General features: G+C 41.6%; 7 protein-coding genes. 4 read left to right on the top strand and 3 right to left on the bottom strand.

Annotated elements, in window-relative coordinates; all coding sequences use genetic code 11:
- Position 1: 1 nt before the first annotated feature.
- The gene (locus J5A55_RS01120) at positions 2-664 is read left to right on the top strand and encodes a hypothetical protein (protein ID WP_004382303.1); all 663 of its coding nucleotides are present in this window, start codon (positions 2-4) and stop codon (positions 662-664) included.
- A gap of 104 nt (positions 665-768) precedes the next feature.
- Here J5A55_RS01120 and J5A55_RS01115 read toward each other — a convergent pair whose 3' ends face one another.
- From J5A55_RS01115 to J5A55_RS01105, 3 genes are all read right to left on the bottom strand, one after another.
- Positions 769-2,430, bottom strand: a complete 1,662-nt coding sequence (locus J5A55_RS01115) for an IS1182 family transposase (protein WP_211802929.1) — start codon at positions 2,428-2,430, stop codon at positions 769-771.
- A 775-nt stretch (positions 2,431-3,205) separates the two neighbouring features.
- Positions 3,206-4,840, bottom strand: a complete 1,635-nt coding sequence (locus J5A55_RS01110; protein ID WP_004382306.1) for a RagB/SusD family nutrient uptake outer membrane protein — start codon at positions 4,838-4,840, stop codon at positions 3,206-3,208.
- Between the two features lie 12 nt (positions 4,841-4,852).
- A complete protein-coding gene (locus J5A55_RS01105) occupies positions 4,853-7,816 on the bottom strand; it encodes a SusC/RagA family TonB-linked outer membrane protein (protein WP_039850914.1) in 2,964 nt (987 codons plus the stop codon).
- 488 nt (positions 7,817-8,304) lie between these two features.
- Here J5A55_RS01105 and tig point away from each other — a divergent pair, with 488 nt between their 5' ends.
- From tig to clpX, 3 genes are all read left to right on the top strand, one after another.
- Positions 8,305-9,669: a trigger factor gene (gene tig / locus J5A55_RS01100; protein WP_004382311.1), complete on the top strand. Its 1,365-nt coding sequence runs from the start codon at positions 8,305-8,307 to the stop codon at positions 9,667-9,669.
- 175 nt (positions 9,670-9,844) lie between these two features.
- Complete coding sequence (clpP, locus tag J5A55_RS01095) at positions 9,845-10,558, top strand: ATP-dependent Clp endopeptidase proteolytic subunit ClpP (protein WP_004382315.1); 714 nt, start codon at positions 9,845-9,847, stop codon at positions 10,556-10,558.
- 11 nt (positions 10,559-10,569) lie between these two features.
- On the top strand, positions 10,570-11,808 hold the full coding sequence (clpX, locus tag J5A55_RS01090; RefSeq protein WP_004382317.1) for an ATP-dependent Clp protease ATP-binding subunit ClpX: 1,239 nt from the start codon (positions 10,570-10,572) through the stop codon (positions 11,806-11,808).
- Positions 11,809-11,830: the final 22 nt, after the last annotated feature.

Below are 11,830 nucleotides of genomic sequence, written 5' to 3'. Positions count from 1 at the left end.
TATGGCAGATAATAATACATTCGTCCTCTTTGAGGAAATCAAAAACAAGTTGGAGACAATTTACAGGGAACTAAAGGAACTGAAAGAAAAGGAGAACGGTTCTGTTTCTCTCCCTGTTCCATCTACATCTGTACAACGTGACGAACAACAGGAACAAGAATTGCACAACAAGTATGAACAGCGTACAAAAGATGTGATTAACAAGTACATTGGTGTACAGGTGCGTATCAAGGATGAAGAAGCTAAGTCCATTGACGAATTGGTGGCAAGTGTCTTGACTATGTTACACGAGTGGGAGGAGCAGAAAGAGCAGCCAAAGCAACAAGAACATATCCATAGGCACAGTTTTGACATCAAGTCCTCGAAAGTCTTTACTATTGTGGTGGCAATGTCTGTCCTCTGTCTTGTTTCTTTGGTCGGTAATTACTTCTTGTGGCAAAGCAAACTGCAATACAAAGATGACGCCTTGGAATTCCGTATCATCAGAGTATGGAGAGGTTGTAGCCCAAAAGAAATCCTATGGCTCAATGATGTGTTTGACATTCATCGCAATGCTGCAATGATTAAAAGAATCAAGAAGCATGCAGATGATTATAATATGGAACTAAAACCAAAAGCAGACAGTCTAATGCAGAATAATCTACAAAATAAGAAAGGCAAATAGAATTGTAGATATAAGACTTTTGAAGGAGGGTGTGTCAAAATGGACACATCCTCTTTTCTACTCCTCTTTACTTCATCTACCGCATAATTCGTTATTTACTGCAGCTATGCCGCTAATTTCATATAAAATGATTTGTTGGGCTTCCAATAGCTTATATAAACTTCTATAGAGCATCTGAAGGTGACTAAAAGTACCTCCATAATAGCTTTTAGCTCCTTGAGATTATTTTTTTTGCACATTTTTCCTATGTTAAAGGCAATAGCAAAGAAGGCAAAATCCATATTGACCTTGTCTTTTCCCAAATGCCTAAACCTCTTGTAGGCTTTATTATATTTTGTTTGTCCAAAAACAGCTTCAGGTTCTATGCACCTTCGTCCTCGATGCTTGATGCCTTCTTCCGAGGTCAGTAGTTCCCGTGCCTTTTGTTTATAGTGCTGTAGTTGGTGGTTTACTTCTATAATTCTGTTCCCTCTTGCCTTAAAACATGAGCCTCTCAAGGGACAACCATCACAGCGTTCTGCCTGATAACGTACGCTGTAAGTAACGAATCCGTTAGAGGTTAGGGAACGCTTCATACCTATACGCTTCATATGCTGTCCCATAGGGCAGACGTAGAAATCCTGTTCCTTATTATAATAAAGGCTTGCGGGACTGAATGGGTTAGGTGTGTAGCGTGGACGCTGCTCTTTATGGAAGTAGTTATACTTCACATAGGCTTCCATATTATGTACGTCCATGAACAGATAGTTCTCCTCGGAGCCATACCCCGAATCGGCTACGACAGTCTTGGTATAACGATGATAGCGTGATTTGAAAGACTCCAAGAAAGAAGGTAGTGTGAGTGTATCGGTACGATTGGCATAGAGTGCAAAGTCGGTGATGAACTGGTTCTCCGTTGCTATCTGCAGATTATATCCAGGCTTAGTCTGTCCGTTCCGCATAGCGTCCTCCTTCATGTGCATAAACGTGGCATCAGGGTCGGTCTTGCTGTAGGAGTTTCTCTCTCCCATAATCTCAAGGTGTTGGTCATACTCCTGGAGTTTATTACGTTTCTTCTCAAGTTCTTTAAGCTGTTTTTTCTTGGTTCTAACAGCCTGCTTCTCTTCTTTAGTCTTAGGCTCAGGGGCTGATTCCAAAGACTTGTTCAATTCCTCGGATATCTCATCGAGCAGAGCTGCAGTAAACTCGACACCTTCTGTCTTAGCGGCATTGTCCTGAGCTATGACATCATCAACCTGAAGCAAGAGTGTGCGTATTTGTTCCTGCAACTTGGCGCGGTTCTTTTCCACGGTTCTCTTCCAAACGAAGGTATACTTGTTGGCTTTCGATTCTATTTTTGTGCCGTCAATATATTCAACGTCAAGACTTATCAAACCTTTGGCTGCAAGTACTAATACCACTTGTGTGAAGATATTGTTGATTTCCTTTTTCACACGATTACGAAAACGATTGATGGTAATAAAATCAGGCTGCTCATATCCTGCCAGATAGATGAAATGAATGTCACGCTTGAGAAGCGACTCTATACGACGGCAGGAATAGATATTATTCATATAGGCGTAAAGAATCACCTTGAGCATCATTTGTGGATGATAAGGCTTACGCCCACTGGGCTTATAAAGCTTGTAGACATTATCCAATATAAGATTATCCACCAAGGCGTCTAAAAGACGAACAGGGTTATCTTCTGCGATATCCTTATCGATTCTTTGAGGAAAAAGAATCATTTTCTTGTGTATGTAAGAACGAAAGTGTACCTTTGTCATAATGAGATTTTTTTGTATGCCTAAAGGTACAAAAACTTTAGGAAATAGCAAAGCCCTGGCTTGAGAAAGTCGGGGCTTTGTGCATAAAAAAGAGTGTGTGGCTATTTTGACACACCCTCCTCTTTGTATATAAAAACAATATAGTCCTATTGAAAGTGACGGAAGAAAGTAGGAATAGATGCCCTCGTCTGGAAACTCCTCCCAGCCTCTCCTAAGGGGAGGAGACGTTTTACGAGAGCCAGTTGGGAACGGTATTTTCGATTGGAGATAGCACCACAAAGAGGGTGTTTAGAGGATATATCTACCTATCAGAGGGGCAAATGGGGAATTGTCGGAACCTATGATACTTATTGTTTCAGGCTTTGAGACGTAGAGTTTCAGGCTTTGAGACACACAGTTTCAGGCTTTGAGACACACAGTTTCAGGCTCTGAGACACACAGTCTCAAGCTCTGAAACACACAGTCTCAATGCAAAACCTCATTACTATGCGTTGGTATAATCAGTTATACAGTATGGTATAACGGATTATCAAATAGGTGAAAATGGAGTGTATAAGGCTACAACGAAGATAGTCTTGACTGTATCGTTCTTTGTGAGCTATACTTTAGATGCGGATAAGAGGAGTATTAGTTCTTACTAAGTCATTATCATATCATTCTGTATCAATCATAATCTTAGGCAGAAGTAACTGAAATTATAAAGAAAGCCTACCTATGGTTAACGCTCTAAGAGAGGTACTATAGGTAGGTTAGAATGGCTTAATAGATAAAGAAACTATCGTTTCAAGTTTGAATTCTTCTCAACATCTGCACCCGGATAAGGCAAGTAATTCATGTTATCATTCCATGTTCCTGTGACCGGAACACTCTCTGTTGCAACGAATCCAGCAGCTACGGTGAGCGGTGTATTCGCCTTGCGATACTCGAAGTTCTTACGTAGAATGTTCATACGCAACTCATCACTTCGGCGTGTAGCAAGGGCAACCCAGTTACCAGCAACTTCCCATCCATGCTCTTTAAAGGCGGCTTCTGCAAGCTGGTTAGGGGTCATAGCATCAATAGCAACACCATCAACGATTGTTGCCGCAGCCCCATCAACAGCGCGAGCACGCACTTTCTTCAAACATTCCTTAGCCAGTGCGAGGTTGCCACCACTGCGTGCTGCACTCTCTGCATACCATAGTAATACCTCTGGATAGCGTATGAGTTGATGGCGAGTGTCGGTACACATACCCTTGTAAGGCTTCTTGGTGTAGTCGTAAGGTGCTTTAATCTCCTTGCCATTATCGTCTGCATTGATGGTAAAGATGGAGAACATTGGGTGACGCTCTGCCACAATAGGCTTACCGCTACCATCAAGTGCCCACCAATCAACGAGCGTTCCATCCTTTAAACGTATTTGTGGATCATAGACGGCACGCTTACGTGGACCATCAGGGAAGTCTTTCCAGAACTTAATCTCACCCCATGCATCGCCCCATCCACCGATACTCTCAAAGAAACAACAGCTTGAGAACTCTGAATCAGTCGACCAATTCTTTGTCGGGGAGAAGTTGATTCCAAGTATAGTCTCCTTGTTGTAGTTGTTACCATACGAATAGACGTTACGCCAATCAGCATCCATAGTAGCGTTATACTTGCCGCTGTTCACACCATCAATAACCTCCTTTGCCTTTTCTGCAGCCTTCGCATAATATTCCTGACCCTTGTTTAGAGGATAACCAGCCATTGACATGTAGACTGCGGATAGTGTTGACTTCACCGCCTGTTGCGTTACATAGACGTCAACACCGAAGAGTTGGGCTGGAGCTGATGTGTAATGTGTTGGCAGATTGATAGCATCAACAGCCTCCAGATCCGATACGATGAGGTCATAGACGCCCTGAACATCAGTTAACTTAGTTGGTCTGTTGTCATCTTCATTGTGTAGATTGATGGGAAGAGGGCCGAACACACGCACAAGATAATAGTATGCGTATGCACGCCAGAAACGTGCTTGAGCGATGGCAAGGTCGATGTTCTCTTTAGCAACAGGCGTCTTCTCTGCATTGTCAATGATGTAGTTAGCTGCCTGAATGAGATTATAATGCAGTCTCCAAGCATCCCTTACACCCTTGTTGTTATCGGACACTTGGAACTTATCTATCTCTGCACAAGCCTGCTTATTAGAGCCTGGATTAGCCGTAATATCGTCACCTTGCCATTGAGGATAGCCTGGATTGGTGTAGTTTTGAGTATGATTCACCTGCTCATAGAGGGCATACAGACTTTCATCAAGGTCGTTTTGTGAAGCGAAGAAATTACCAGGGGTATGCTTACCTTTTGGGTCTTCGTCGAGAATATCACTACATGCTTGTAGCGTAAGGGCTGAAGCAAGGAGCATACAGCCATAGAATATATTTCTTTTCATATCGTTATTTTGTTAGAAGTTAAAGCGAATGTCGAATGTAAAGGTGCGTGGATTAGGATATGTGCCCATATCAATACCATTATCCATGTCGACGTTGTTGTTAGAGAAAGACATACCTGCAGGGTCAGCACCCTTGTAGCCTGTGATCGTAAAGAGGTTTTGTACGCTCAATGCCAAGCGTATATCAGCAAATTGAGTGTACTTGCGAGCAATGTTGTATGCTATGCTTATGTTCTCACAACGGAAGTAATCTGCATTCTCAATCCACTTGCTTGAGTTTCCAAGGTTATTGTTCCCTACAGCATTAAGAGCAGGCATTGTCTTACCAATCTCACTGATGTAATCGGCTGCAGTAACAAACTTTGAAGCACCTACCATGGAGTTCATTGCGAAGCGAACAAGGTTCAGTCGTTGTGCTCCAAAGGCACTATTGAAGAAGGCATTGAACTCCCAATTCTTATAGGTAATTGAGTTGTTCCAACCCATTGTGAAGTCTGGATTAGCACAACCGAGTATCTGTCGGTCTGCACTTTGGGGACTTGTGGTGATGCTCCCATCGGCTGCATAGTAGCTGTCGAGACCATTTGCGTTTAGACCTGCCCACTTGTAACCATAGAATGTACCAATAGGTTGCCCTTCCTTAATGATAGTTGAAGGTTCAACTGTGCCTGGAGAAGGTGAGCTACCATAGAGAATTGGATCTTGTGATGTCAACTTTACGACTTTATTCTTTAGATAAGAACCATTGATAGTAGATGTCCATGAAAGTTCTGGAGTATCTATGATGCGTGCTGTAAGCGCAATATCAAGACCTTTGTTGGTAATTTCACCAGCATTAACCCAGTATTGTGTACCACCGAGATAATAAGTACGTGACTTCTTTAATAAGGCATCGGTGGTCTTCTTATTGAAGTAGTCAATGCTCAACTCCAGTCTGTTATTGAGGAAGCTAACATCCAATCCAATGTCAAACTGTTTCGACTTCTCCCATGTTAGGTCTGGGGTTGCAATGTTTTTAGCCCAGTAGCCTGTGTAAGTAGTTGATGTTCCGAAGTCAAAGTTAGTAGCGGTCATGGTGCCTAAAGTTGCATATACGGGTACTCCTTGGTTACCGATAAGACCATAACTAGCACGGATTTTCATGTTACTAATCCATGTGATCGGCTTCATGAACTTCTCATTACTGATGGTCCAAGCCGCAGCGATAGAAGGGAAATAGCCCCACTTCTTCTTTGAGAAACGTGAACTACCATCGGCACGGAACGTTCCTGTTAGCATGTAACGGTTATCGTAATTGTACATTACACGACCTACCCATGAGAGAAGTCCCCATTTGCTGTAATCGTTTGAACCGCCTCGGTTGGTTGCATTGTTATAGTCCCACCACCCAACAGATTCAGTTTGAAGGTTGGTACCATTGAGCCCCATCATGCGAGTGGTACTCTGTGTTGCCTCGAATACACCTGTTGCTGTGAGGTTATGCTTGTCCCATGCGCCCGTATAAGTAAGGTTGTTGGTAGATTGTAAGGTGGTACGTTGACGATCGTTATTCCCCATACTACTCTTAGGGAATACCCTTGTCGTTGAGAAACTATAGCCTTTTCCATCAAAGTAATCAAATCCATTTGTACTAGTAAAGGTAAGTCCTGGAAGAATATGGAACTTAAGATCAGCATGACCAGTGAGTATATCTGTGCGGAACTGACTAGCATTTGCAGTCAAAATACCGTATGGGTTGGCCTGAATAGTGTTATAAGGATCCTTCATAAACTTGCCTTTCTCATCATACATCTCCATGGTTGGAGAGTAGTTTTGTGCGATCCATAGAGGGTTTTCTTGCGACACATCAAAGCCACCTCCAGTACTCTTTCCATGGCTGTAATCGAGGTCTCCAGTGATTTCAAACCATTTGTAGAGGCGAGAGTGTATGTTGATTTTAGCTTGATAACGTTCAAATTGAGTATTCTCAACGACACCTTTATTCTTTAGGTAGCTGCCACTCATGTAGTATTGTGTGTCGGCATTACCCTTAGATATCGTAAGTTTATAGTTCTGAATAGTTCCTGTGCGGAGAATCTTATCCATCCAATCAATGCCAGGCTTCGTACCATCGAGGTAAGGTTGTAGCTCTGCTTGGTTTGTAATCTTACCTCCATCAAGTAAAGCCTGTGCATATTGCTTTGTGTTCATCACCTTAGGCATGTTGTAAGCGTTGGCAATTCCAAGGCTAGCATCAAACATGATACTCTGTTGACCTTGTTTTCCTTGCTTGGTCTGAACGAGTACAACGCCATTTGAACCACGGCTACCATAGATGGCAGTAGACGATGCATCCTTCAAAACTTGTATGCTTTGGATATCTTCAGTATTGATACCGTCGAGTCCATTCTCACGTACAATACCATCAACAACATATAGTGGGTCGTTGTTACGATGGATAGAACTCGTACCACGCACACGGATCTTTACGCCACCACCAGGTACGCCACTCTGGACAACATTGATACCTGTTACACGTCCTTGGAAGGCTTCACTAACGTTCTTAATAGGTTGATCTCTGAAGGCTTTATCGCTCATTACAGCTACAGAACCAGCCAAATCGGCTTTGCGAACACTACCATAACCAATGACAACAACCTGATCCATGGTTTGTGTACTTTCTTTTAAGGTAACGTTAAGTGAGCCTCCTCTCCATATAATCTCGTTCTTTTCATAACCAACATAGCTGACAATAATGATTGTACCAGCCTTTACGTTAGATAGAGAAAACTTACCATCAAGATCGGTAATAGTACCATGTGTAGTTCCTTTTGCCATGATTGTTGCTCCGACGATAGGGTCACCATTAGCATCGACAACCTGTCCTGTGCAAGTGTTATTGTCCTGTTGCATGACAGGCAAACTTGTCATAGGTTGCATAGCAGGCTTTCCTGCATAGGCAGATCCTGTAGAAATGGCAGCTGCAACTGCAAACATTCCCAGCTTCCTAAATTGCTGTTTCATATTAAGTATTGTGTCTTAGATGAATAATATCGACCTGGTAAACTTGATTTAAGCTTCTTGTTTGTTTAGGTCGGTTAGTATTTATATTCGTTTAGGTCTATTGTATTATTTGTAGCAAATGTAATACTTTCTTTGAAAAGAGCTTGCTTTAAATTTTAATTTAACATTTAATAATACAAAAGAGATACTATCTGCTCATAAATTCTTATGCTAATTAGATCTTAATTGGGTTCCTTCTTGGGAGGAGTGGGATAGTTGGTAAGGCTTTAAAGAGGCGTTGATAAGCCTGTTTTTAGTCCTTATCTCCTTGGTTAAAAAAACAAATTTCCATATATATATGATAAGGTTGTGCGAAAAATTAAGTATCTTTGCACACCAAATACCCTATGAGGTGCAATGCTCTTAGCATGTATGTAAACATTTGATAAATAATAATTAAACATAAATTCAATAATATCAAGATGAAGATTTCATTTGAAAATCCAGACAAAGTAAATGGTTTGATGACCATTACAGTAGAAGAGTCTGACTACAAGAATGAGGTTGAGAAAACTCTCAAGGATTATCGTAAGCGTGCTAATATACCAGGTTTCCGCCAAGGACAAGTACCTATGGGCATGATTAAACGTCAGTATGGTTCACAGGTGAAGATGGATGTTATCAATAAGATCCTAGGCGAGAATCTACAGAAATATATTACTGATAACAAGATTCAGATGTTGGGTCAACCAATGTCATCAGAGGCTCAAAAGCCTGTAGAGTTGGAGCAACCTGCACCTTATGAGTTTAAGTTTGATATTGCTGTTGCACCAGAGTTTAAGCTCGAGTTGAGCGGTAAGAACAAGATTGACTTCTATGAGATTGAGGTTGATGATAAGCTGATTGATCAGCAAGTTGAGATGTTCCAGAGCCGTGCAGGTCACTATGATAAGGCAGAGACATTCGATCCAGAACAGCGTGACTTGTTGAAGGGTGATCTTCGTGAGTTGGATGAGAATGGTAATACTCTTGAAGGTGGTATTACTGTAGAGGGTGCTTCTTTGATGCCACAATATATAAAGGTTGAGGATCAGAAGAAGCTCTTTGATGGTGCAAAGGTTGGTGATATTATCACTTTCAATCCTACTGCAGCTTATCCAGATAACGATATCGAGGTGTCTTCTCTATTGAAGATCAAGAAGGAAGAAGTTGCTGAACATAAGGGTAACTTCTCATATCAGATCACTGAAATCTCACGCTTCGTAAAGGCCGAGAATAATGCTGAGTTATGGAAAAGCGTATATGGTGAAGATACCGAGATAAAGGATGAGGCTGCATTCCGCAAGGCTATCGCTGATGGTTTGAAAGAGCAGTTGAAGGGTGATTCTGACTATAAGTTCGTTCAGGATCTCCGTGCTTATTGTGAGAAGAAAGTGGGCGATCTTACTTTCCCAGATGCTCTCTTGAAGCGCATTATGTTGGCTAACAACCAAGATAAGGGCGAGGAGTTTGTTGAGAAGAACTATGAGCAGAGCATCAAGGAACTCACATGGCACTTGATCAAGGAGCAGTTAGCACAAGCTAATAATATTAAGGTTGATGATAACGATGTACGTGAGAGTGCACGCCAGATGGCACGTGCGCAGTTCGCTCAATATGGTATGACTAATGTTCCAGAGGACTACTTGAACGGTTATGCTGATGAGATGTTAAAGAAGCGCGAGAACATCGATTCTTTCGTAGAAGCAGCATTGGATCGTAAGCTCGCTGCCGCTATTAAGAAGGTAGTGAAGCTAAATACTAAGACTGTAACTCTCGATGAGTTCAATAAACTTGTAAGCGAGTAACAATTTTAAGAAAAATCTTCTTTTATATATAGAGGTTATCGGTTTTTTTCCTTATCTTTGCTTATAGTAAGCGAGAAGATGCCTGTTTTATGGCATACTCTTTGTGAATATGGCAATAATAAGGGAGGTCGATAACCTCTATTTTTGTCACATTATTATATAAGAAAGGATTACAATGAATGATTTTAGGCGATTTGCCACAGGACACTTAGGGATGAATGGTATGGTGCTAGATGATGTTGTGAAGGCACAAGCACAATACTTGAACCCTTATATACTTGAGGAACGACAGTTGAATGTCACCCAAATGGATGTTTTCTCACGCTTGATGATGGAGCGTATCATCTTTCTTGGTACACAAGTAGATGATTATACAGCTAATACAATACAAGCTCAACTTCTTTACTTGGACTCCGTTGACCCTGGTAAAGACATCTCTATTTATATCAATTCACCAGGTGGAAGCGTAACAGCAGGCTTGGGTATCTACGATACCATGCAGTTTATTTCTAGCGATGTAGCAACTCTTTGCACAGGTATGGCAGCATCTATGGCAGCAGTATTATTGGTTGCTGGAAAAGAAGGGAAACGATCAGCACTAAAGCATAGTCGCGTTATGATCCATCAACCCTTAGGTGGAGTACAAGGTCAGGCGTCCGATATTGAGATAGAAGCAAAAGAGATTATGAAGTTCAAGAAAGAGCTTTATACCATCATTAGTGATCATTCCCATCAGAGCTTCGAGAAGGTTTGGAATGATAGTGATCGCAACTATTGGATGAACGCAGAAGAGGCAAAAGCGTATGGAATGATTGATGATGTGCTTGTCAAGAAACCAACTGATAATGTGCTCAACACACCCGCTGACAATACAGAATCAAATAAGTAAAGGAGTTAATAATGCCCCAGAAGAAATGTAGTTTTTGTGGTCGCAGTGAGAAGGATGTAAAACTTCTCATCACAGGATTGAATGGTTACATCTGTGAAGATTGTGCGCAGCAGGCTTACAAGATAGTTACACAGACAGGCGCATTGGCTGATGATGAGAATACCGATAGTGTTGCTTTTAAGGTAAAGGAGGTTCCTAAGCCTAAAGAAATTAAGCAGTATCTTGACGAATATATCATTGGTCAGGATGAAGCTAAGCGCTATCTTTCTGTTGCAGTGTATAACCATTACAAGCGACTTCAGCAACCGAAGAGCGATGATGGTGTAGAAATAGAGAAGAGCAACATCATTATGGTGGGTTCAACTGGTACTGGTAAGACCCTATTGGCACGTACTATTGCGAAACTTCTCGAAGTACCTTTCACTATTGTAGATGCAACAGTATTCACCGAAGCAGGTTATGTTGGTGAGGATGTGGAGAGTATTCTCTCACGCTTGTTACAGGTAGCTAACTTCGATGTAGCAGCCGCTGAACGTGGTATAGTATTCATCGATGAGATTGATAAAATTGCCCGTAAGAGTGATAACCCAAGTATTACACGTGATGTAAGTGGTGAGGGTGTTCAGCAAGGATTGCTGAAGTTATTGGAAGGAACTATGGTTAACGTACCACCAAAGGGTGGTCGTAAGCATCCTGATCAGGACTACATCCATGTGGATACCCGCAATATCTTATTTATTTGTGGTGGTGCTTTCGATGGCATTGAACGTAAGATTGCACAACGACTGAATGCACATGTGATTGGTTATAACTCTGTTCAGAATGTTGCAAAGATAGATAAAAAGGACTTAATGAAGTATGTTTTACCACAAGACTTGAAGTCCTTCGGTCTCATTCCAGAGATAATTGGTCGTTTGCCAGTGCTTACCTATCTTAGTCCACTCGATCGTGAGGCTTTGCGCAACATACTTATTGAACCAAAGAACTCCATTGTTAAGCAGTATATCAAGCTGTTTGAAATGGATGGAATAAAGCTCACTTTCACAGAAGCTGCTCTTGATTGCATTGTAGACAAGGCTGTTGAATATAAGTTAGGAGCCCGTGGTTTACGTTCAATAGTAGAGTCTGTGATGATGGATGCTATGTTTGAAGTTCCATCAAGAGACGTAAAAGAATTTGAGGTGACGGAACAATATGTTCGTCAACAGCTCGATAAGGCTCATATCCAACAAACGGGTTCAGCCTCCTAAATATATAGGTATAGTCTGCCGA

This window comes from Prevotella veroralis, from assembly GCF_018127765.1.
GTDB classification, from domain to species: Bacteria; Bacteroidota; Bacteroidia; order Bacteroidales; family Bacteroidaceae; genus Prevotella; species Prevotella veroralis.
This window is presented reverse-complemented; position numbering and strand designations above follow the sequence as displayed.

Coding starts and splice junctions, on each gene's coding strand:
- J5A55_RS01120 (WP_004382303.1), top strand. CDS start 2: ATGGCAGATAATAATACATTCGTCCTCTTTGAGGAAATCAAAAACAAG.
- J5A55_RS01115 (WP_211802929.1), bottom strand. CDS start 2,430: ATGACAAAGGTACACTTTCGTTCTTACATACACAAGAAAATGATTCTT.
- J5A55_RS01110 (WP_004382306.1), bottom strand. CDS start 4,840: ATGAAAAGAAATATATTCTATGGCTGTATGCTCCTTGCTTCAGCCCTT.
- J5A55_RS01105 (WP_039850914.1), bottom strand. CDS start 7,816: ATGTTTGCAGTTGCAGCTGCCATTTCTACAGGATCTGCCTATGCAGGA.
- tig (WP_004382311.1), top strand. CDS start 8,305: ATGAAGATTTCATTTGAAAATCCAGACAAAGTAAATGGTTTGATGACC.
- clpP (WP_004382315.1), top strand. CDS start 9,845: ATGAATGATTTTAGGCGATTTGCCACAGGACACTTAGGGATGAATGGT.
- clpX (WP_004382317.1), top strand. CDS start 10,570: ATGCCCCAGAAGAAATGTAGTTTTTGTGGTCGCAGTGAGAAGGATGTA.